The organism is Rhodoplanes tepidamans (genome assembly GCF_030813915.1).
Lineage (GTDB): Bacteria > Pseudomonadota > Alphaproteobacteria > Rhizobiales > Xanthobacteraceae > Rhodoplanes > Rhodoplanes tepidamans.
Genome location: NZ_JAUSUJ010000003.1, coordinates 221,928 through 243,257, shown reverse-complemented (window position 1 = coordinate 243,257; position 21,330 = coordinate 221,928). Strand labels below are relative to the sequence as shown.

The window sequence follows — 21,330 nt, the reverse complement described above, 5'->3', positions numbered from 1 at the left end:
GGAGGAGGCCAACGCGGGACGTGACTTCGGGTGAAGCCGCGGGACGTTGTCGCTGGTCTGCGGGACACGGAGGCCTGCCACCGCGTCCGGCGATGGCGTGAGCCGGATCACAAATTCTTCGACGCGCGATATCGAACGATGCGATATCGTTCCTTGCACGAGACGTTGGTGCACGAGACGTTGGTGCACGAGGCGGGACGAGTGCGAGCGCCGACACAGCTGCCGGCTCGACCGAGCGCCTCAATCGAGGACGGTCAGCCTCTCAGCCCAGGTCCTTCCGGTCTCGGGATCGGTGGCGACCTCGAAGTCACCTTCTGTCCTTCGTGCAGCCGGTGAGGCAGGCACGCTCGATCGCATCGATGTGAACGAAGGTCTCGATCTCGGCGCCGTCCGCCGAGATGAAGCCGTAACCCTTCTGCGGGTCGAACCACTTCACGGTGCCGTTCATCGCCGGGACCACCTCCGTCGAAGGAACGCCGCCCTGCGTCGCGGGCGATCGGCGTACTGCGTTCCAGCAGGACTGTCCGGGCGCGGATCCCGATGAGCTTCCGATCCGCCTCGCCGGATCATCTATCGATGGACATCCTCATAATGGAGATCGAACCCGGGAATTACAAGCGCGTCGTCGCTCGAAGAGCGTGAGAGACGGATCAGACGATCGACGGATCTTGTCACGAACCGGTGACGATGTCGCGCAGCTGTGTAGAGTAAGTTGAGAGTTCCGTCCGTGCCGTATCAGGCGCTCGCTCGCCGCGTCCCCATGTCATGACAGAGCGCCCGAGCAGCACGGCAAGATGGAGCTGGTGGAGTTTCGCGCCGGCCTGATGCAACTGCCTTACGATCAGCGGGAATCGCTGATCCTCGTAGGCGCGTCGGGCTTTTCGTACGCCGATGCCGCGACGATTTGCGAGGTCGCGATCGGAACGATAAAGAGCCGTGTAAATCTTACCCGGCAGCGCCTCGCGGCACTTCTCGCGATAAATCGTCTCGACACCCATGGACCGGCCCCGACGACGCGCGCTGTCCTGAACGGCACCGGCAGACCTGATAGCCGGAAGGTCTGACGTCGTGCGGTCAATGGAGCCGTGTGGTTCGTGATGGAGCTCGCCGCGGATCACAGCCGGGTCGGCACGAGCTTCGCCGCCTGCCGTGGCGATCGAGTTCGGCCAACCAAAATCGCGCGACAATCGACCTTCCGGCCCAGCGCCGCAGATGCGGCCCGATCGAGAACGCTCTCTCCGAGCCGAGGACAGTCTCCGCAAGGGGCCGAACGGCCGAGATGCGAATGACACTGTCGTGCCCGATCGCGAAAGGATAGGGACGAAGTCTCCGCCGCCCTCTAGCTCTGCTCGGCTCGGTGGACCTCGCCGGCAAGATCGTCACGGCCGTCTCGCTGCACTGCCATCGTCGGATGGAGAACCGCATCGTCGCCCGGGCAGCGGCCACAGCTTCGCCTGAAAGGGAACCAGGAGTCGCTGCGGAGAGATGCCGACGTTTGATTCCTGACGATGAAAAAGACACACATCCCACGCCGAGACGACCGAGCGCCGCCTCGGTCGCACCGAGACGCGGTCGCGGCCGCCGTCGGACCGGCGATCTCGGCGGCTGGCATCAGCTTCCCGGGCCTAAGGCCTCCGGCCGAGAGCTCGCGTCGCCGGTGTGTCTCCAGCGGGAACGTGCTGGCCAACCGTCTCGGTGCGGAATTTTTTGATCGGATTTCAGGACGTTAGATGGTGCCCAGGGGCGGAATCGAACCACCGACACCGTGATTTTCAGTCACGTGCTCTACCAACTGAGCTACCTGGGCGTGCCCGCGAGAGCGCGATGCCCAGGGGGCATCGGCGAGCGGGGGCGGTTATAGAGGCTCGCCGGACGGATGGCAAGCCGACGCGACGGGATTGCGACACGCGTCGGCGGCGCCTTGACGTCCATGCCGAATCCGGCCGGGCATCGCCGCGTCCGGGACCGGGCAGGGGGCTTGCCAGGAGGCCCGGGCAAGGAGGCCTGGCAAGAGGCGTTCGCGCCGGTCACGCCGGCACGTCGGCGCCGGCGGTCGCCCGCACCGCCGGGGTCGGCGGATCCTCGGGAGGCGCCATCAGCACCGTGAGGGCGCGCGGCGCGACGCCGTAGTGCAGCGGCATCGGGGCGCGGACGAGCTCGCCGTCGGTCGCCGTCCAGGCGCGCCGGCGGACATGGGCGATCGTCACCTCGCGGGCCGTGATGCTGCGGATGCCGGGGTTGTCCCGCCAGCCGCCGGTGAGGAGATCGGCGCCGGCGCGCGCGAGGCCGAGCGTGCTCGCATCCTCGGCGATGTGGACCTCGAGCAGGCCCTCGTCGAGGCGCTGCCGCCGCCAGTCGGGGCCGAAGCGATTGTTGGTCACCAGCACCGCATAGGCGTCGACGACCTCGCGCCGGCCGTCGAGCGCCACCGCGAAGCGGAAGCGGCCGGTCCGCCGCAGCGCCTTCACGGCCGCCCAGGCGACGCCGAGCAGGCGGCCGAACGGGTGGCCGCGGGTCTCCTCGCGGGCCCGCGCCATCTGGCTGAAGAAGCCGATGCCGGAGAGCGAGTGGAACGCCCGGCCGTCGAGGGTGGCGAGGTCGACCTCGGCCGGCGCGGCGGTCTTCAGCGCCGCCACGGCCGCGTCGATGCCGGCCGGCATGCGCAGGTCGCGGGCGAACAGGTTCATGGTGCCGAACGGCAGCACGCCGAGGACCTTGGAGGTCCCGGCGAGCGCCCGGGCGGCGAGATTGACCGAGCCGTCGCCGCCGCCCACCACCAGCGCGTCGTGCGAGGCGCGGGCGCCTTCGGCGATCGCGGCCGGCATCGCCTTGGGGGCGACCATGTGGACGTCGATCTGGCGGCCGCCCTCGCCGAGGGCGGCGAGCGCCGCCGTCACCGTCTCCGGCCCGCAGTCGACCACGGTGCCGGCACGGGCGTTGAGCAGGACGAGAATGCGGCGCATGGCGGATCCGGGGTGTTCGCGTGCGCGCCCGGCCGGGAGAGCCGGGCGGCAGAGCACGTCGGGGCATCAACGCCGCACCGGCGGAGTGGTTCGGTCCGCCGGGGCCGCCGCCCGCGCGGCGCTCGGCCGCAGCCGGGCCATGCCGCCGCCATGCTGGAGCGGCGCGCGATGCGCCGTTATGAGGTGGACCGTCGAGGGAGAAGCGGATGAGCGTGCCCGAAGAGCTCGTGTACAAGATCTGCCCGGCCGGGCTGTGGCGCGAGGCCGAGGCGACCGGCGTGTTCAAGGGCGCGGCCGTCGACCTCGCCGACGGCTTCATCCACTTCTCCACCGCCGGGCAGGTCGCAGAGACGGCGCGGAAGCATTTTTCCGGGCAGCGCGATCTCCTGCTCGTCGCGGTCGCGACGGCGGCGCTCGGCAACGCCCTGCGCTTCGAGCCGTCGCGCGGCGGGGCGCTGTTCCCGCATCTCTACGGGCCGCTGCCGCTCACCGCGGTGCGCGGCGTGGTGCCGCTCGACACCGCCCCCGACGGCACGGTGCGCATCCCCGCCGTGCTCGGCTGATCGCGCCGGCGTGATCGCCGATCGGCGGTGGTCCTGAACCTCCGGGGCCGGGGCTGCGACCAAAAGCCCGGGACACGTTTTCGCGTGGTCATTGCCAGGGGCGTCGCGCCGCATCTTCGGCCGGCGACGCCGTTCGTTTCGGAGGGGAGTCATGCCCGATCTCGTCCGCCGGCGCCTCGTCGCCGGCACGCTCGCCGCCGCCGCGGCGCCGGTCACGGCCGCATTCGGCCAGGCCGGGTCCGACCCCGCGACCTCCGCGACCGAGACCCGCACGCTGCACGCCCAGGCCACGCTGACCGAGACCACCATGACCACGCTGTTCAAGATCGTCACCGTCAAGGACGAGATCGTCATCGGCCTCACCGACGCCGAGCTCGACGCGCTCGGCGGCCGCGACGCCGGGGCGGTGGCGCGGGCGCTGAAGACCCGCGGCGAGCTCACGGCGTGGCAGTACGCGGTGCGCAAGGCGGCCACCGGAGAGCTCGAGCAGGCGCCGCGCCAGAAGGTCGGTCTGCTCGCCCACGAGTCGCTGCGCGTCGAGCCCTATCCGACCCCGCTCGCCGTGCGGGCGCACGACTGATCCTCCCGTCGTGACGGCATCTCTTCTTCCGACCCTCCCTGCGTGACCTTTCGGTTCGGGTGAGCGGGCCGGCCCGCCGAGGCCCCCCGCGGCTGCGCGCCGTCCGCCGGCCAGCGCGCCGCGTGGCGGGCCGGTCCCTCACCCGGGCCATCACGATTCGCGGGCGACGCCGGTGTCGGCGGTGTCGCGGTCTTCGCGGGGCGGTGGGTCGGCGTCGATCACTGGGCGGCGAGATCGGACGGGTGGGTGGCGAGCGGCGTCACCTCGATCGTCATGTAGGGGTAGAGCGGCAGGTCCTGGAGGATCTGGTGCAGCTCGTCGTTTCCCGCCACGTCGAAGATCGAATAGTTGCTGTACTGGCCGACGACGCGCCAGATGTGGCGCCAGCGGCCGTCGCGCTGCAGGCCGAGCGCGTAGTCCTTCTCGCGCGCCTTGATGCGGGAGAACGCCTCCGGATCCATGTCGCGCGGCGGCGTCACGTCCATGCGGACCAGATAGAGCATCGTCCTTCTCCCATGCGAGCGGGTGGTGTCGACAGGACCGGTGTCGACGCCGAGCCTGCTAGCAATTCCGACGCATCGTTTCAATGACGGTTGCCCTCGCACAAGTCCAGGATCGAAGAAGACATTGTTCAGGGATCGGCAACAATCGCGACGACTTCGAGACAATCGAATGCCCGAAGTATTGTCTCTGAAGATGCGTTGACAGGCCGGTCCCGCGTCAAATAGAGACCTCGGTCGGAGCCGACCGGCGCACGACCCCCCGAACGTCATTCTCCGCCCGTCGGACCGCCGCTTCGGCGCGGGTCTCGTCCTCTCGGAACGCCACGTGGCCGGAACGCCACGCGGCCCCGGGGCGCCACGTGCCGCCGCTCGCCTGTCCTCGATCGTCAACGCCTGAGGGTGCCTCATGACTCTGCTCAAGCGCCTGTCCCTGATCGTCGCCGCCGCGATCGTCGTCGCATCGCCTGCCGCCTCGGCCCAGGAGTTTCCGTCCGGCCAGATGCGGTTGATCGTCCCGTTCGCGGCCGGCGGTGCCGCCGACATCATCGGCCGCACCATCGCCGAGAAGCTCGGCGCGCTGTACGGCAAGACGATCATCGTCGAGAACATGCCGGGGGCGGGCTCCAATCTCGGGGTCACGGCCGCGGTGCGGGCGCAGCCCGACGGGCACACCCTGGTGCTCGCCTCGGTCGCGGTCGCGGCCAACGTGGCGCTGTTCAAGTCGCTGCCCTTCGATCCGCTGAAGGACCTCGCGCCGCTGACGCTCGCGCTCGAGACGCCCAACGTGGTGATCGTGCCGGCGAGCGGGAGCATCAAGACCGTCCAGGATCTGCTCGCCCATGCGAAGAAGACCCCGTCGAGCTACGCGTCGGCGGGGGTCGGCTCGTCGCTGCATCTGGCGGCCGAGCTGTTCAAGCAGCAGGCCGGCGTCGACATCACCCATGTGCCTTATCGCGGCAGCAGCCCGGCCCTGACCGACCTGATCACCGGACGCATCGACGTGATGTTCGACAACGCCTCGACGGCGCTGCCGCAGGTGCAGGGCGGCAAGGTCCGCGCCATCGCGGTGACCACCAAGGCCCGCATCGACCAGCTCCCCGACGTGCCGACCGTCGCCGAGAGCGGCCTTCCGGGCTACGAGATGAGCAACTGGTGGGCCCTCTACGTCACCGCCAAGACGCCGCCCGCCGTCGCCGCGAAGCTCTCGGCCGATCTGCGCAAGGTTCTCGCCGATCCGGATCTCAAGAAGCGCTTCGACGAGGTGAGCGGCAGGATCGTCGCCTCGACGGCGGAGGAGCTCGGGGCGCACACGGCGCGCGAGGTCAAGAAGTGGGAGCAGGTGGTCGAATCCGCCGGGATCCGCGCGAGCCAGTGAGAGGCTCGTGTCGAGGGCCGCGACCGTGAGAGACTGCGCGGCGGCGCGCGTGCCGACGGCACGGGTTCCGCCGCGCGTCACGGCACGCTCGGGTGATGGCCATGGATCTCGGTGACCTGCGGGCCTTCGTCGCGGTGGCGGAGGAACGGCATTTCGGACGCGCCGCGGAGCGCCTCGGCATCTCGCTCGCCCAGGTGTCGCAGCGCGTGCGGCGGCTGGAGGACTCGCTCAAGACGGAGCTCCTGTTCCGCACCACCCGGTCCGTGTCGGTCACGCGGGCCGGCGAGGAGCTCCTGGCCGAGGGCCGGTCGCTGCTCGCGCTGGTCACGCGCGTGGAGGAGCAGGTCCGGCAGTTCGGTGCCGGCAAGGACGGCATCCTGCGGCTCGGCGCGGTCGGCTCGGTGAGCCACACGCTCCTGCCGCGTCTCGTGCGGATCGTCGAGCGGACGATGCCGGGCGTCCGGCTCAAGATCACGGCCGGCATGTTCACCTCGGCCCAGGAGCGGGCTCTGCGGGAGCGCGAGATCGATCTCGCGCTGCTGCGGCTGCCGGTCCGCCTCGCCGGCCTGGCGTATCGGCTGGTCGGGCGGGATCCGCTCGTCCTCGTGCTCGCGTCCGACCATCCGCTGGCGGCGCGCGATCAGGTCCGGGTCGAGGATCTGTGCAGCGAGGCGTTCGTGACGTTCCCGGAGTCGTCCGGCTCGGTCGTGCGCGAGGCGGTGCTGACGCAGTGCGCGCGCGCCGGCTTCATCCCCAACAGCCTCGTCGAGGTCGGCGACACGGGCACGCTGCTCGGGCTGGTCGCGGCGGGGCTCGGGGTCGCGCTGGTGCCGCGGTCGGCCCAGAACCTGACGCGGTCCGGGGTCAGGTTCGTCGACCTCGGCGTGACCGAAAACATCGACATCGCGCTCGCCTGGCTGCCGCAGAGCGGTTCTGCGCTCGTCCGTCAGGTCCTGACCGCCCTCGAACAGGACGGGCTGTTCCTCGGCGCGACGCGATATTCCGAGAGTGACACATGAAGATCACCAAGGTCGAAGCCATTCCGTTCTCGATTCCGTACACGCATCCGCTCAAGTTCGCCTCGGGCGAGGCGCACGTGGCCGACCATGTGCTGATCCGCGTCCACGGCGAGGACGGGGTCGTCGGCCATGCCGAGGCGCCGCCGCGGCCCTACACCTACGGCGAGACGCAGGACGGCATCAGGGCCGTGGTCGAGACGATCTTCGCGCCCCAGATCGTCGGGCTCGACGTGTTCGACCGGGAGAAGATCCACGCCCGGCTCGACCGCACGGTGGGCAACCCCTGCGCCAAGGGGGCGGTCGACATCGCGATCTGGGACGTCATCGGGAAGGTGCTCGGACGGCCCGTGACCGCGCTGCTCGGTGGCTACACGGACCGCATGCGGGTCAGCCACATGGTGGGCTTCGACGACCCGGCGCGGACGGTCGAGATCGCGCAGCGGTTCAAGGAGACCTACGGGATCACGACCTTCAAGATCAAGGTCGGCCGCCGTCCCTGGACGCTCGACGTCGCGGTCTGCCGGGCGATGCGGGCGCATTTCGGCGACGCCGTCGATCTCTACATCGACGGCAACCGCGGCTGGACCGCGGCCGAGGCGGCGCGGGCGCTGCGCGCCATGGAGGATCTCGACCTGCTGATGGCCGAGGAGCTCAATCCGGCCGACGACGTGCTCGGGCGCCGCTGGCTGGTCGGCCGCACGAAAATCCCGTTCTACGCCGACGAATCGGTGTCGCGCCCGGCCGAGGCGGCGCGGGCGCTGCTCGACGGCGCGGCGACCGCGATCTCGATCAAGACCGCGCGGACCGGCTTCACCGGCTCGCAGCGCGTCCACTTCCTGTGCGAGTCGCTGGGCATCGAGAACTACATCGGCAACCAGATCGACGGGCAGGTCGGCACGATGGCATCGCTGGTGTTCGGCGCCGCCTACAAGGGCACGGCCGAGCGGGCCGGCGAGCTGTCGAACTTCCTGGACATGAGCGACGATCTCCTGGCGGAGCCGCTGCGGATCGAGCACGGCGAGCTGAAGATCCGCGACCTGCCGGGCACCGGCGTCGTCATCGACGAGGACAAGCTGTCGCGCTACCGCTGCGACCGGTGACCGTGGGGCGGCCATGCGCCGCCCCATCTGCCTGCGGACGAAATCGCGCTATGATGCCGGCCCCCCGGGGACGGCCGGCCGGCGCCTCCGGCGCGGTGATTTCGACGAGGACGCGATGGACGCCATCCTGCAGCAGAACCCCGACTTCTCGTCCGAGGAGCGCGATGCCGTCTACCGCTGCATCGCCACCCGGCGCGACGTGCGCGGCCAGTTCCTGCCCGATCCGATTCCCGACGAGGTGCTGGCGCGCCTGCTCGACGCCGCCCACCACGCCCCGTCGGTCGGCTTCATGCAGCCGTGGGACTTCGTCGTTGTGCGCGATCCCGAGGTGAAGAAGCGGGTGCACGCCGCCTTCGCGACGGCGCACGACGAGGCGGCCGGCATGTTCGACGACGGCCGCGCCGCGACCTATCGCCGGCTGAAGCTCGAAGGGATCCTCGAGGCGCCGGTCGGCCTGTGCATCACCTGCGACCGCGAGCGCACCGGCCCGGTGGTGATCGGCCGCACCCACCAGCCCGAGATGGACCTCTACAGCGCGGTGTGCGCCGTGCAGACCCTGTGGCTGGCCGCGCGGGCGGAGAATCTCGGCGTCGGCTGGGTCAGCATCGTGCGCTACGACGACCTGCGCGCCGCCCTCGGCATTCCGCCGCGCATCCAGCCGGTGGCCTATCTGTGCATCGGCAGGGTGTCGCACTTCTTCGACAAGCCCGAGCTGGAGACCGCCGGCTGGCTGCCACGTCTGCCGCTGCGCGACCTCGTCTGGTTCGACGGCTGGCACCAACGCCGCGGCGACGAGAGCCTGCTCGACGCGCTCGGGTGAGGGGCACGTTTCGGCCTGCGCGCCGTGCCGGGCCGCCGGGCCGAGTTCGTCGGTCAAAAGCAAACAGGGCGGCCCGTGGGCCGCCCTGTCGCATTCGGTCGGTCGCTGACGCGGGCGGCGATTACTCGCCGGCCTCGCGCGGCTGCTCGCCGGTGCCGTCGGCCTTCTGCTTGGCCTCGAGGTCCTCGCCGGTCTCCTGGTCGACCACCCGCATCGACAGGCGGACCTTGCCGCGCTCGTCGAAGCCGAGCAGCTTCACCTTGACCTTGTCGCCTTCCTTGACGACCTCGTTGACCTTCTGGACCCGGCGCGAGGCGAGCTGGCTGATGTGCACCAGGCCGTCCTTGGAGCCGAAGAAGTTCACGAAGGCGCCGAAGTCCATCACCTTGACGACCGTGCCCTCGTAGATCTGGCCGACCTCGGGCTCCGAGGCGATCGACTTGATCCAGTTGATGGCCGCGCGGATCGACTCGCCGTTGGCCGAGGCGACCTTGACGGTGCCGTCGTCCTGGATGTCGATCTTGGCGCCGGTCTTCTCGACGATCTCGCGGATCACCTTGCCGCCCGAGCCGATCACCTCGCGGATCTTGTCGACCGGGATCGAGAACATCTCGATGCGCGGCGCGTGCTCGCCGAGCTGGGCGCGGGCCGAGGTCAGCGCCTTCGACATCTCGCCGAGGATGTGGTGACGGCCCTCCTTCGCCTGGGCGAGGGCGACCCGCATGATCTCCTCGGTGATGCCGGCGATCTTGATGTCCATCTGCAGCGAGGTGACGCCCTTCTCGGTGCCGGCCACCTTGAAATCCATGTCGCCGAGATGATCCTCGTCGCCGAGGATGTCGGAGAGCACCGCGAAGCGCTCGCCCTCGAGGATCAGGCCCATGGCGATGCCGGCGGTCGGCGCGCGCAGCGGCACGCCGGCGTCCATCAGCGCGAGCGAGGTGCCGCACACGGTCGCCATCGAGGACGAGCCGTTCGATTCGGTGATCTCCGAGACGACGCGGATCGTGTAGGGGAACTCGTGCTTGAGCGGCAGCATCGGCCGGATGGCGCGCCAGGCGAGCTTGCCGTGGCCGATCTCGCGGCGGCCCGGCGAACCGATGCGGCCCGTCTCGCCCACCGAGAAGGGCGGGAAGTTGTAGTGCAGCATGAAGGTTTCCTTGTAGGTCCCCTCCAGCGCGTCGATGAACTGCTCGTCCTCGCCGGTGCCGAGCGTCGCGACGACCAGCGCCTGCGTCTCGCCGCGGGTGAACAGCGCCGAGCCGTGGGTGCGCGGCAGCACGCCGACCTCGGCCACGATCGGACGCACGGTCTTGACGTCACGCCCGTCGATGCGGCGGCCGGTGTCGAGGATGTTCCAGCGGACGATCTTGGCCTCGAGCTCCTTGAAGACGCCCTTGACGCGCAGCTCGTCCCAGCGCGGCGTCTCGCCCTCCGGGAAGAAGTGCGCCTTCATCTTGGCCTTGGCGGCGTCGACGGCCTTGTAGCGCTCCTGCTTCTGCGGGATCGCGTAGGCGGCGCGCAGATCCTGCTCGACGACGGAGAGCATCTCCTTCTCGATCTCGGAGTTGTCCTCGGTGACGAGATCGCGCGGCTCCTTGGCGCACTTCTCGGCGAGCTGGATGATCGCCTCGATGACCGGCTGGAAGTGACGGTGGCCGAACATCACGGCGCCGAGCATCACCTCCTCGGGGAGCTCCTTGGCCTCGGACTCGACCATCAGCACGGCGTCCTGGGTGCCGGCCACGACGAGATCGAGCTGGCTCTCGGTCATCTCGTCGAGCTGCGGGTTGAGGACGAACTCGCCGTTGATGAAGCTGACCCGGGCGGCGCCGATCGGGCCCATGAAGGGAATGCCCGAGATGGTCAGCGCGGCCGAGGCGGCCACCATGGCGACGATGTCGGGATCGTTCTCGAGGTCGTGCGACATGGTCGTCACGATGACCTGCGTGTCGTTGCGCCAGCCGTCGGCGAACAGCGGGCGGATCGGGCGGTCGATCAGGCGGGAGGTCAGCGTCTCCTTCTCGCTCGGCCGGCCCTCGCGCTTGAAGAAGCCGCCGGGGATGCGGCCCGCTGCGTAGGTCTTCTCCTGGTAGTTGACGGTCAGCGGCATGAAGTCGATGCCGGGACGCGGGGTCTTCTCGGCCACCACGGTGGCGAGCACCGTGGTCTCGCCGTAGGTGGCGAGCACGGCGCCGTCGGCCTGCCGGGCGATGCGGCCGGTCTCCAGCACGAGCTTGCGGCCGGCCCAGTCGATCTCCACGCTATGCTTGTCGAACATGTTGGTCTTCTCTCATGGTTTGGGGGATGCCTCGGACAGCCATGAGCAAGACGGCGAGAGGCTGCCGCGCGCGCGTCATGCGCGATCCGCGACAGCGTCCGGCGATCCTGCCATGGCGATCTCCAGCGTTCGCCGGGCGATCTCGCCCGGCTCGGTCGGCGGCGACGTGCCGCCGCGTTCGGCGCGGCGCGCGGACCCGTCCGGTCCTGGACCGTCGTGTCCCGCCGCCGGAGCGCCACTCCGACCGAATTCGCTGCGCTCCGGACCTTTCGGCCGCCTGTCGTCCGCGGTCCCGCCGCGGGACCGGCCGTTCCGGCACGGCGATCTGCGCCGTGCCGCCTCGTCGTGCGGGCCGTGCCCGTGCGGGCTGTGCCCGCCAGCGGGTCTCGGCCCGCAGGCCGCGCTCAGCGACGGATGCCGAGCTTCTCGATGATGGTCTTGTACCGGCCCTCTTCCGTCCGCTTGAGATAGTCGAGGAGCTGGCGACGCTGCGACACGAGCTTCAGCAGGCCACGCCGGGAATGGTTGTCCTTGGTGTGGGTCTTGAAGTGCTCGGTCAGGTTGGTGATGCGCTCGGACAGAATCGCGATCTGCACCTCCGGCGAACCCGTGTCGCCGGCCTTCGTACCGTACGTGGTGATCAGCTCGGCCTTGCGGCCCGTCGTGATCGACATCGGTCAAACACCCTGCTTTCGGCCGGCTCTGCCATGCAGGCCGGCGAGGTTGAACACGCGCTTGGGGACGATCTCGCCACGGTCCATGTCGGCGAGGGCCAGAAGCTGGCCCGCGACCGTGACGGAGACCGTGCCGCGGACGATGGGGGCGTCCCGCCCGCGCACCAGAACGGCCTGGCCCCGCTGGAGCCTGGCCGCATCCGCCCGACTGACGGCCAGCGCCGGGATGTCGTCCAGCGCGGTCGAGACAGGCAGAAGTGCGTCGGCGAGGCTGCCCTCGCCAACTGCGGCTCTATCGCACACCGCCTGCAGATCCGCCAGAGGAATCATGTCCTCTCGGGCGAACGGGCCGACGGCGGTGCGGCGCAGCGCCGAGACGTGGCCGCGGCAGCCGAGCAGGCGGCCCATGTCGCGGGCGATCGCCCGGACATAGGTGCCCTTGCCGCATTCGGCCGCGAACACGGCGTGGTCGGCGTCCGGGGTGGCGATCAGCTCCAGGGTGTGGATCTCGACCGGCCGGGCCTTGAGCTCGACCGTCTCGCCGTCGCGGGCGATGTCGTAGGCGCGTTCGCCCTCGATCTTGATCGCCGAGTAGCGCGGCGGCACCTGCTCGATGGTGCCGGTGAACTGCGGCAGCACCGCCCGGATCGCCTCGGGGGTGGGGCGGTCGGCGCTCTCGGCCACCACCCGGCCCTCGGCGTCGTCGGTATCCCGCTCCTCGCCCCAGCGCACCGTGAACTCGTAGCGCTTGCGGCCGTCCATCACGAACATGACCGTCTTGGTCGCCTCGCCGAGTGCGATCGGCAGGCAGCCCGACGCCAGCGGGTCGAGCGTGCCGGCGTGGCCGGCGCGCTTGGCCGAGAACAGCCGCTTGGCGATCGACACCGCATGGGTCGAGGTCATGCCGACCGGCTTGTCGAGCACCAGCCAGCCGTGGACGTCGCGCTTGTCGCGCTTCTTCTGCGGGCCGCGCTCGCGCCGGGGCCGGGCCTCGCCCGGCGTGCCGGCCCCGGCCGCCGGGGCGGCATCGGTCGGCACGGCAGCATCGGTCGGCACGGCGGCCTGAACGGCCGGCGCGTCCGCGCCCGGGATGTCGTCGTCGGCGATGGAGGGCGTCATTCGTCGTCGCTCGTCTTGTTGTCCGTGGCGTCGCCGTCCAGGTCGCGCTTCACGGCGGGCGAGCGCAGCAGGCCGTCGATGCGGGCGGCCTCGGCGAAGCGGTCGTCGATGCGGAAGCGGATGTCGGGCGCGAATTTGAGGTTCACCCGGTGGGCGATCTCGCCGCGCAGGAAGCGCCTGTTGCGCTCCAGCGCCGCGAGCACTTCCTTCTCGTCGCTGCCGCCGAGCGGCATGACGTAGATGGTGGCGAGCCGCAGATCCGGGCTCATCCGCACCTCGGGCACGGTGATCAGATGCGTCTCGAGGACGGGGTCGTGCACGTCGCCGCGCTGGAGAATCTCGGCGATCGCGTGGCGGATCAGCTCGCCGGCGCGCAGCGCGCGTTGCGACGGGCCGGCGCCCTGGTCACGATTGTGGTGATGCTTGGCCATGATCTTCTTGCCGGTGGCGCGGGATTCGAACCTGCGCCGGCTGCGCTCCGCCGACCCCGTCGGTCTCCACGGTCCCGAACCGGGAGGGGAGGCGAGGGAGTCGTCGGCGGGGCTGGATACGGAAACGGCGTGCCCGGCGAAATCGGCCGGGCACGCCCGATCCTCGATGAAACCACCTACAGCGAGCGCTGCACCGTCTCGAGCCGGTAGCACTCGATCACGTCGCCGACCCGGATGTCCTGGTAGTTCTCGAACGACATGCCGCACTCGTGGCCGGACGTGACCTCGCGGACGTCGTCCTTGAGGTGCTTGAGCTGGCCGAGCTTGCCTTCGTGGATCACCACGTTGTCGCGGATCAGGCGGACATTGGCGCCGCGCTGGACGACGCCGTCGGTGACCCGGCAGCCGGCCACCTTGCCGACCTTGGTGATGTTGAAGACCTGCAGGATCGAGGCGTTGCCCAGCATGGTCTCCCGCGTCGTCGGCGCGAGCAGGCCGGACATGGCCTTCTTCACGTCGTCCACGAGGTCGTAGATGATGTTGTAGTAGCGGATCTCGATGCCGAGCCGTTCGGCCGCCTCGCGCGCCTCCTTGTGGGCACGCACGTTGAAGCCGATGATCGCGGCGTTCGAGGCCTCGGCGAGCGTCACGTCGGACTCGGTGATGCCGCCGACGCCGGACAGCAGCACGCGGGCCGCCACCTCGTCGGTGCCGAGCTTCTCCAGGGCGCCGACGATGGCCTCGATCGAGCCCTGCACGTCGCCCTTGATGACCAGCGGGAATTCCTTCTGCCCCGAGGTCTTCAGCTGGCTCATCATCTGCTCGAGCGAGCCGCGCATGCCGCTGGCGCGGGCCGCCTGCTTCTCGCGCTTCTGGCGGGCCCGGTAGTCCGTCACCTCGCGGGCGCGGCTCTCGTTCTCGACCACCGCCAGGCGGTCGCCCGCCTCCGGGGTGCCGTTGAAGCCGAGCACCTCGACCGGAACCGACGGGCCGGCCGTGTCGATCGTCTTGCCGGTGTCGGAGACGAGGGCGCGGACGCGGCCCCACTCGGCGCCGGCCACGACGATGTCGCCGACCTTGAGGGTGCCGCGCTGGACCAGCACGGTCGCCACCGGGCCGCGGCCGCGGTCGAGCTTGGCCTCGATCACGGTGCCCTCGGCCGGGCGGTTCGGGTTGGCCTTCAGCTCGAGGATTTCCGACTGCAGCCCGATCACGTCGAGCAGCTTGTCGAGATTGGTCTTCTGCTTGGCCGAGACCTCGACCTCGAGGGTCTCGCCGCCGAAGGTCTCGACCTGCACCTCGTGCTGCAGGAGCTCGGTGCGGACCCGCTCCGGCTTGGCGTCGGGCTTGTCGATCTTGTTGATCGCGACGATCAGCGGGACCTTGGCGGCCTTGGCGTGCTGGATCGCCTCGACCGTCTGCGGCATCACGCCGTCGTCGGCCGCGACCACCAGCACGACGACGTCCGTCACCTTGGCGCCGCGGGCGCGCATCGCCGTGAAGGCGGCGTGGCCGGGCGTGTCGATGAAGGTGATCTTGGCGCCGGACGGCGCCGTCACCTGGTAGGCGCCGATGTGCTGGGTGATGCCGCCGGCCTCGCCGGCCACCACGTTGGCGTGGCGGATGGCGTCGAGCAGCGACGTCTTGCCGTGGTCGACATGGCCCATGATGGTGACGACCGGCGGCCGCGGCTCCAGGTCCTCGGACGCGTCGGCGACGTCGAACAGGCCTTCCTCGACGTCCGCCTCCGACACGCGCTTGACCGTGTGGCCGAGCTCCTCGGCGATCAGCTGGGCCGTGTCGGCGTCGATCGTGTCGGTGATCTTCGCCATCTGGCCCTGTTTCATCAGGAGCTTGATCACGTCCACGGCGCGCTCGGCCATGCGGTTGGCGAGCTCCTGGATGGTGATCACCTCCGGAATCGTCACCTCGCGCACGAGCTTCTCCTTCGGCTCGTTCGACGCGTGGCCCTTCAGGCGCTGGACGCGACGGCGGAACGCGGCCACCGAGCGCTCGCGCTCCTCGCCGGCGTCGAGCGCCGTGACCACGGTCAGACGGCCGCGGCTCTTCTGGGTGGTGGTCTTGGTCGGCTTGGGAGCCGGGACCGGGCGGGCCGGACCGGCGCCGCTGCGGCGGACCGGCCGGCGCTCGTCCTCGTCGGGCTCCTGCACGGCGGTCCGGGCATTGACCGACGGGGCGGCACCGGCGGGCGTCGCGGCACCGGCCGGGCGGGCCTGCGTACCGGCGGGCCGGGTCGTCGGCGCCCCCGCGGGCCGGGCCGCCGGCTTGGCGGCCGGGGCGGATGCGGCGGCCTTGGCGGCCTCGTCGTCACCGAAGCGCTTCTTGGCCTCCTGCTCGGCCTTGCGCTTGGCCTCGTCCTCGACGCGGCGGCGCTCGTCCTCTTCGCGCTTGCGGGCCTCGGCGGCCTCGCGCTCGGCGCGCTCGGCGGCCTCGCGCTCCTTGCGGCGGCGGGCCTCCTCCTCGGCGATCTTGCGCTCCTCGGCCTCGCGCACCCGGGCGTCGGCGAGCGCCAGGGCACGGGCGGAGCGCTCCTCCTCGGTGAGGGTGCGCAGGACCACGCCGGACGAGCGCGACCCGCCGCCCTGCGGGCGCGGACCCCCGCCGGAGCCGGACGAGCGCTGTCCGCCGGCGCCGCCGCCCTGCGGCGGGCGCTGCTGCGGACGGGCATGGCTCGGGGCCGGCGGCGGCGGCGGCTCGGACTTGCCCTCGGGACCGTGGGCGCGGCGCTTCACCTTCTCCACGACGACAGCCTTGGTGCGGCCGTGGCTGAAGCTCTGCCGCACGACGCCCTGCTCCACCCCGGAACGCTTGAGCGTCAGGGTCTTCGGCTGCGCGACCGACAACGTCTTCTCGCCGGGATTCTTGGTATCAGTCATTACGATCCTAGTCTCGGGCCGGGTCTGCGGCCGTCTGCCTGGCGCCCCGCGGATCGGGGACGCCGGTTCGGAACATTTCGAGCATGCGCCAACGCCCCAGGACCGCCTCGCTCGCGCGCCCGGGCAGAAGGGCAGCATGTATCACATTTGTCCGTCCGAGTGCCAAATCCAAATCGACGGATTCGAACGAACCGACCACCGGAATCGGCATGGCGTCCGTTCTGGGACGGCGCGCCGCGGCGGCGTCGATCTTGCGGACCCCGTCGGGGCTCGCGTCGCGGGCCCGGACCAGCCCCACCGGGGTGCCGGCCGCGAGCGCCGCCTCGACCTTGGTGTAGCCGGCCACCACGGCGCCGGCCTTGTGGGCGATCGCCAGCGCGTCGAGCACGGCGCGCTCGAGCAGCCGCTCGGTCGCCTCGACCAGGCCGGCCTCGGCCGTCGCCTTGCCCTTGAAGGCGCGCTTGAACGCGCCCTGCTTCACGGCCGTGGCGAGCGGCCCGCGGGCCGCCGTCACCCAGGCGCCGCGGCCCGGCAGCTTGCGCTTGACGTCCGGCACGACGCGGCCGTCCGGGCCGGCGACGAAGCGGATCATCTCGTCGATCGGGCGGACCGTGCGGGTCGCGATGCACAGACGCTCCCGCCCGGCGGCGGCGCCCTTCGGGCCGCCGTCCAGCAGGGTCTCGTCCGGTGCGCCCTGGGTCGCGCCGGACGGCGCGTCCACCTCGATCCGGGCCAGCATCGCGATCGTGGTCCTCCGGTCAGGCCTGCGGCGCCGCGGCGCCCTCGCCCTCGCCCTCGCCCTCGCCTTCGCCGTCCTCGGCGCCGTCCTCGCCGTCCTCGGCCGGGCGGGCGAGGTCCGCCTCGCTGATCCAGCCGGCCTTGACGCGGGCCTGCATGATCATCGCCTCGCACTCGTCACGGGACAGCTCGAAGCCGTCGAGAATGCCGGCCTCGCGCTTGGTCTCGCCGTCCTTGCGCTCGGTCCAGCCGGCGAGGTCGTCGGTGGCGCAGCCGGCCAGGTCCTCGACCGTCTTGATGCCGTTCTCGCCGAAGGCGACCAGCATCTTGCCGGTGACGCCCGGCACCTCGCGGACCTCGTCTTCGACCCCGAGCGCGCGGCGCTTGTCGTCGTACTCGGCCTCGATCTGGGCGAGGTACTCGCGGGCGCGGGTCTGCAGCTCCTGGGCCGTCTCCTCGTCGAAGCCCTCGATCCCGGCGATCTCCTTCTCGTCGACCACCGCGAGATCCTCGACCGAGCCGAAGCCTTCCGAGGCGAGCAGCTGGCCGACCACCTCGTCGACGTTCAGGGCTTCCATGAACAGCTTCGAGCGCTTCTCGAAATCGGCCTGGCGGCGCTCCGACTCCTCCTGCTCGGTGAGGATGTCGATGTCCCAGCCGGTGAGCTGCGAGGCGAGGCGGACGTTCTGGCCGCGCCGGCCGATGGCGAGCGACAGCTGCTGGTCCGGCACCACCACGGCGATGCGCTCCTTGTCCTCGTCGAGGACCACCTTGGCGACCTCGGCGGGGGCGAGCGCGTTGACCACGAAGGTCGCGATGTCGGGCGACCACGGGATGATGTCGATCTTCTCGCCCTGCAGCTCGTTCACCACGGCCTGCACGCGCGAGCCGCGCATGCCGACGCAGGCGCCGACCGGGTCGACCGAGGAGTCGCGCGAGATCACGGCGATCTTGGCGCGGGAGCCGGGGTCGCGGGCCACCGCCTTCACCTCGACGATGCCGTCGTAGATCTCCGGCACCTCCTGGGTGAACAGCTTGGCCATGAACTGCGGATGGGTGCGGGACAGGAAGATCTGCGGCCCGCGCGGCTCGCGGCGGACGTCGTAGATGTAGGCGCGGATGCGGTCCCCGTTGCGGAACACTTCGCGCGGCAGCATCTCGTCGCGCCGCACGATCGCCTCGCCGCGGCCGAGATCGACGACGACGTTGCCGTACTCGACCCGCTTGACGATGCCGTTGACGATGTCGCCGATGCGGTCCTTGTACTCCTGGTACTGCCGGTCGCGCTCGGCCTCGCGCACCTTCTGCACGATCACCTGCTTGGCCGACTGGGCGGCGATGCGCCCGTATTCGAGCGGCGGCAGCGTGTCCGCGATGGTGTCGCCGACCTGGGCGGCGGGATTGTGCTTGCGGGCGTCCTCGAGGCTGATCTGGTTGGCGGGGTTCTCCACCGCCTCGACCACCAGCATGTGGCGGGCCAGCCGCAGCTCGCCCTTCTTGGGATCGATCTCGGCATGGACGTCGGTCTCGCTGCCGTAGCGCGAGCGCGCCGCCTTGGCGATCGCATCCTCCATGGCCTGGATGACGATGCTGCGGTCGATCGACTTCTCGCGCGCGACGGCGTCCGCGATCTGCAGAAGCTCGAGCTTGTTGGCGCTGACGACAGCCATGGATCAGTCTCCGTCGGGAGGCGGGGGAGCCGGCTCTTGCGCCGCGGTCCGTCCGTCGTGAATCGAATTGCCTCGGGTCGATTTGCGGGATTCGATGCGATCCTTGCGGCGCGCCGCCCGCTCCCGGCGCGCCTCTTTCTCTTCCGCCTTGCCGCGACGCAGCGCGTCGGCGACCAGCGCGTCGGTGAGGAGGAGCTTGGCGTCCGCCATGTCCTCGATCGGCAGGAGCACCTCCTGCGGCGTGCCGTCGCTGCCCTGGATATGGAGGCGGGCCGTGTGCCCGTCCACCCCGGCGAGCGTCCCGCGGAAGCGCTTCTTGCCGGCGGCCGGAACCGCCATCTCGATCTTGGCGAGATGGCCCGCGGCGCGGACGAAGTCGCAGAGCCGGACCAGCGGCCGGTCGATGCCGGGCGAGGAGATCTCCAGCCGGTACTCGCGGTCGATCGGGTCGACCTCGTCGAGCACCGGCGACAGGGTGCGCGACACCGTCTCGCAGTCCTCGATCTGCATGGTGCCGTCGGGACGCTCGGCCATCACCTGCACGGTGCAGCCGTCGAGCCCCGAGATCCTCACCCGGACCAGGCGGTAGCCGAGCGGCTCCAGCACCGGCACGACGATGGCGGCGACCCGCGCGGCGAGGCCGGTCTCGGCGATCAGCCGCGGCTCGTCGAGCGCGCTGTCGGCCGGGGCCTTCGCCGTCTCGGCGTTGTCGGTCGTCTCCGTCATGTGTCGCCCAGTGGGTCCTTTCGAAGGCTCGCCCGGGGTGCGCGCCGGCTTCAGGGCCGGCCGCAAGTAACAAAAAAGAGCGGGTCCCGGGCGGGCCCCACTCTCACGAACCGATCGACGAGCCGACCGTTATGAGGTGTCCTCAGACACGCCGGAATATAGCGAAGGCTGCCGATATCGCAAGAGGAACCGGCAGAGGGGGCGAACGCAGCCGCCCCGGGGTGGAGCGGCACCGCCCGGCCCGAGAGTCGACCGGGGCGGGCGGATCGGCGATCCTGGTGCCCCTGGAACAGCGGGAGGAAGGCATGACGGAGGCGGGGATCGGGGCGGGCGACGATCGGCGGCCCGCGCTGGACGTCTGGTTCGAGTTCGCCTCGACCTATTCGTATCCGGCCCTGGTGCGGATCGGGCCGCTCGCCCGGGCGGCCGCGGTGCGGCTGCGGTTCCGTCCGTTCCTGCTCGGCCCGATCTTCAAGCGGCAGGGCTGGGATACCTCGCCCTTCGTCATCTATCCGGCCAAGGGCCGCTACATGTGGCGCGACCTGGAGCGCATCTGCGTCGATCTCGGCCTGCCGCTGCGGCGGCCGCCGGTGTTTCCGGCGAGCAGCGTGCTGGCCGCCCGGGTGGCGCTGGTCGGCCTCGACGTGGCCGCGGGCGCGGCGGGCGAGGGGGCCGGCTGGGGCGAGGCGTTCTGCGTCGCCGTGTTCCGGGCCTGCCTGGGGGAGGGGCGGGCGATCGACGATCCCGCCGTGATCGCCGACCTCCTGTCCGGCCTCGGTGTCCCGCCCGAGCCCGTGCTGGCGCAGGCCGCGACCCCGGCCGCCAAGGCGCGGCTGCGCGAGGAGACCGAGGAGGCCGAGCGGATCGGGGTCTTCGGCGCCCCGAGCTTCGTCACCGCGGACGGCGAACTGTTCTGGGGCAACGACCGACTGGAGCAGGCGCTCGCCTGGGCGACGCGGCGGGCGTGAGCCGCCCGAGTCGTCGGCGCCTCGCGGTGTGGCGGCGTTCCCCCTCCCTGTCCCTCCCCCGCGAGCGGGGGAGGGACAGGGAGGGGCGCCGCGCGACGGACGCTCTCGGTGTCGGACCGCGCCTTCACCCTCGCGGCCGGCGGCGGAACACCAGGTAGCAGGGCCTGCGGCCCTCGCGGATCGCCTTGGCCTCGTAGCGGGTGCGGGTCCAGCCGGCCCAGGGCTCGCGCCAGTCGGCGGCGCGCTCGGCCGTCCATTCGAAGTCGGGCGAGCGCATCAGGTGCTCCAGCGTCCAGGCGGCGTAGTGCTCCCAGTCGGTGGCGAAGCGGAATTCTCCGCCGTCGGCGAGGAGGCGGGCGAGCGTCGCCACGGTCTCGTCCTGGACGAAGCGGCGCTTCCAGTGCCGGCGCTTCCGCCAGGGGTCGGGATAGAGCAGGTCGACCCGGGCGAGCGACGCCTCCGGCAGCCAGGCCAGCACCTCGGCGGCGTCGCCGTGATGGATGCGGATGTTCGAGAGGCCGGCCGGCTCGACATGGGCGAGGAGCTGGGCGACGCCGTTGACGAAGCCCTCGCAGCCGATGAAGCCGGTCTCCGGCGCGCCGGCCGCCTGCGCGGCGAGATGCTCGCCGCCGCCGAAGCCGATCTCCAGCCGCACCTCTCGCGCCGGCGGATCGAACAGATCGCCGAGCCGCGGCGGAGCGGGGCGCGAGACGTCGAGCGCGAGGCGGGGCAGCAGCGCGTCGAGGAGATCGGTGTGGTGCCGGCGCAGCGTGTGGCCCTTGCGGCGGCCGAAGAAGGCGCGGGCCGGCGTCGGGTTCGGGTCCAACGAAAGCGGCTCCATGGGCTCGGACCGCGTAGGGTGGGCAAAGGCGCGGAACGCGCCGTGCCCACGCGGTCCTGGCC

At 70.9% G+C, this 21,330-nt stretch carries 20 protein-coding genes and 1 tRNA gene; 8 read left to right on the top strand and 13 right to left on the bottom strand.

Features of this window, described 5'->3' with window-relative positions:
• Positions 1 to 307: 307 nt before the first annotated feature.
• Entirely contained in the window at positions 308 to 448 is a 141-nt protein-coding gene (locus J2S22_RS05590) for a cold shock domain-containing protein (protein ID WP_272779044.1), read from the bottom strand.
• Between the two features lie 346 nt (positions 449 to 794).
• Here J2S22_RS05590 and J2S22_RS05585 point away from each other — a divergent pair, with 346 nt between their 5' ends.
• Positions 795 to 1,064 (top strand): sigma factor-like helix-turn-helix DNA-binding protein, encoded by a 270-nt coding sequence (locus J2S22_RS05585; RefSeq protein WP_307155803.1) that lies wholly within the window; start codon positions 795 to 797, stop codon positions 1,062 to 1,064.
• Between the two features lie 667 nt (positions 1,065 to 1,731).
• On the opposite strand, the gene J2S22_RS05580 is transcribed toward J2S22_RS05585, so the two are convergent.
• Together J2S22_RS05580 and J2S22_RS05575 are read right to left on the bottom strand one after the other, a co-directional pair.
• Positions 1,732 to 1,807, bottom strand: a tRNA-Phe gene (locus J2S22_RS05580).
• Between the two features lie 220 nt (positions 1,808 to 2,027).
• Positions 2,028 to 2,963 (bottom strand): diacylglycerol/lipid kinase family protein, encoded by a 936-nt coding sequence (locus J2S22_RS05575; protein ID WP_272779045.1) that lies wholly within the window; start codon positions 2,961 to 2,963, stop codon positions 2,028 to 2,030.
• Between the two features lie 206 nt (positions 2,964 to 3,169).
• Here J2S22_RS05575 and J2S22_RS05570 point away from each other — a divergent pair, with 206 nt between their 5' ends.
• Entirely contained in the window at positions 3,170 to 3,526 is a 357-nt protein-coding gene (locus J2S22_RS05570) for a DUF952 domain-containing protein (RefSeq protein ID WP_272779046.1), read from the top strand.
• A gap of 151 nt (positions 3,527 to 3,677) precedes the next feature.
• Positions 3,678 to 4,106: a hypothetical protein gene (locus J2S22_RS05565; RefSeq protein WP_307155802.1), complete on the top strand. Its 429-nt coding sequence runs from the start codon at positions 3,678 to 3,680 to the stop codon at positions 4,104 to 4,106.
• A 218-nt stretch (positions 4,107 to 4,324) separates the two neighbouring features.
• On the opposite strand, the gene catC is transcribed toward J2S22_RS05565, so the two are convergent.
• Positions 4,325 to 4,609, bottom strand: coding sequence for a muconolactone Delta-isomerase (catC, locus tag J2S22_RS05560; protein ID WP_272779047.1), 285 nt, complete (start codon positions 4,607 to 4,609; stop codon positions 4,325 to 4,327).
• 406 nt (positions 4,610 to 5,015) lie between these two features.
• Here catC and J2S22_RS05555 point away from each other — a divergent pair, with 406 nt between their 5' ends.
• From J2S22_RS05555 to bluB, 4 genes are all read left to right on the top strand, one after another.
• Entirely contained in the window at positions 5,016 to 5,984 is a 969-nt protein-coding gene (locus J2S22_RS05555; RefSeq protein ID WP_272779048.1) for a Bug family tripartite tricarboxylate transporter substrate binding protein, read from the top strand.
• A gap of 101 nt (positions 5,985 to 6,085) precedes the next feature.
• Positions 6,086 to 7,003 carry a LysR family transcriptional regulator gene (locus J2S22_RS05550; RefSeq protein ID WP_272779049.1) on the top strand — a complete coding sequence of 306 codons (918 nt, stop codon included), beginning with the start codon at positions 6,086 to 6,088 and terminating at the stop codon, positions 7,001 to 7,003.
• Positions 7,000 to 8,103, top strand: a complete 1,104-nt coding sequence (locus J2S22_RS05545) for a mandelate racemase/muconate lactonizing enzyme family protein (protein WP_272779050.1) — start codon at positions 7,000 to 7,002, stop codon at positions 8,101 to 8,103. Before J2S22_RS05550 ends, J2S22_RS05545 begins: the two co-directional genes overlap by 4 nt.
• A 115-nt stretch (positions 8,104 to 8,218) precedes the next feature.
• On the top strand, positions 8,219 to 8,923 hold the full coding sequence (bluB, locus tag J2S22_RS05540; protein WP_272779051.1) for a 5,6-dimethylbenzimidazole synthase: 705 nt from the start codon (positions 8,219 to 8,221) through the stop codon (positions 8,921 to 8,923).
• A gap of 121 nt (positions 8,924 to 9,044) precedes the next feature.
• On the opposite strand, the gene pnp is transcribed toward bluB, so the two are convergent.
• The 8 genes from pnp to rimP all read right to left on the bottom strand — a co-directional run bounded on the left by pnp (position 9,045) and on the right by rimP (position 19,459).
• Positions 9,045 to 11,204: a polyribonucleotide nucleotidyltransferase gene (gene pnp, locus J2S22_RS05535; protein WP_272779052.1), complete on the bottom strand. Its 2,160-nt coding sequence runs from the start codon at positions 11,202 to 11,204 to the stop codon at positions 9,045 to 9,047.
• 404 nt (positions 11,205 to 11,608) lie between these two features.
• Entirely contained in the window at positions 11,609 to 11,878 is a 270-nt protein-coding gene (gene rpsO, locus J2S22_RS05530) for a 30S ribosomal protein S15 (protein WP_272779053.1), read from the bottom strand.
• A gap of 3 nt (positions 11,879 to 11,881) precedes the next feature.
• The gene (truB, locus tag J2S22_RS05525; protein WP_272779054.1) at positions 11,882 to 12,997 is read right to left on the bottom strand and encodes a tRNA pseudouridine(55) synthase TruB; all 1,116 of its coding nucleotides are present in this window, start codon (positions 12,995 to 12,997) and stop codon (positions 11,882 to 11,884) included.
• Entirely contained in the window at positions 12,994 to 13,428 is a 435-nt protein-coding gene (rbfA, locus tag J2S22_RS05520; RefSeq protein ID WP_272779055.1) for a 30S ribosome-binding factor RbfA, read from the bottom strand. Before rbfA ends, truB begins: the two co-directional genes overlap by 4 nt.
• A 176-nt stretch (positions 13,429 to 13,604) precedes the next feature.
• Positions 13,605 to 16,325, bottom strand: coding sequence for a translation initiation factor IF-2 (infB, locus tag J2S22_RS05515; protein WP_272779253.1), 2,721 nt, complete (start codon positions 16,323 to 16,325; stop codon positions 13,605 to 13,607).
• Between the two features lie 7 nt (positions 16,326 to 16,332).
• Entirely contained in the window at positions 16,333 to 17,064 is a 732-nt protein-coding gene (locus J2S22_RS05510) for an RNA-binding protein (protein ID WP_272840351.1), read from the bottom strand.
• 19 nt (positions 17,065 to 17,083) lie between these two features.
• The gene (nusA, locus tag J2S22_RS05505; protein WP_272779255.1) at positions 17,084 to 18,733 is read right to left on the bottom strand and encodes a transcription termination factor NusA; all 1,650 of its coding nucleotides are present in this window, start codon (positions 18,731 to 18,733) and stop codon (positions 17,084 to 17,086) included.
• A 3-nt stretch (positions 18,734 to 18,736) separates the two neighbouring features.
• The gene (rimP, locus tag J2S22_RS05500; protein ID WP_272779256.1) at positions 18,737 to 19,459 is read right to left on the bottom strand and encodes a ribosome maturation factor RimP; all 723 of its coding nucleotides are present in this window, start codon (positions 19,457 to 19,459) and stop codon (positions 18,737 to 18,739) included.
• Positions 19,460 to 19,764: 305 nt separating this feature from the next.
• Here rimP and J2S22_RS05495 point away from each other — a divergent pair, with 305 nt between their 5' ends.
• Positions 19,765 to 20,427 carry a 2-hydroxychromene-2-carboxylate isomerase gene (locus J2S22_RS05495; RefSeq protein ID WP_272779257.1) on the top strand — a complete coding sequence of 221 codons (663 nt, stop codon included), beginning with the start codon at positions 19,765 to 19,767 and terminating at the stop codon, positions 20,425 to 20,427.
• A 124-nt stretch (positions 20,428 to 20,551) separates the two neighbouring features.
• Here the strand turns inward: J2S22_RS05495 and trmB are convergent, their stop codons facing one another.
• Positions 20,552 to 21,268, bottom strand: coding sequence for a tRNA (guanosine(46)-N7)-methyltransferase TrmB (gene trmB / locus J2S22_RS05490; RefSeq protein WP_370878179.1), 717 nt, complete (start codon positions 21,266 to 21,268; stop codon positions 20,552 to 20,554).
• Between the last annotated feature and the right edge of the window lie 62 nt (positions 21,269 to 21,330).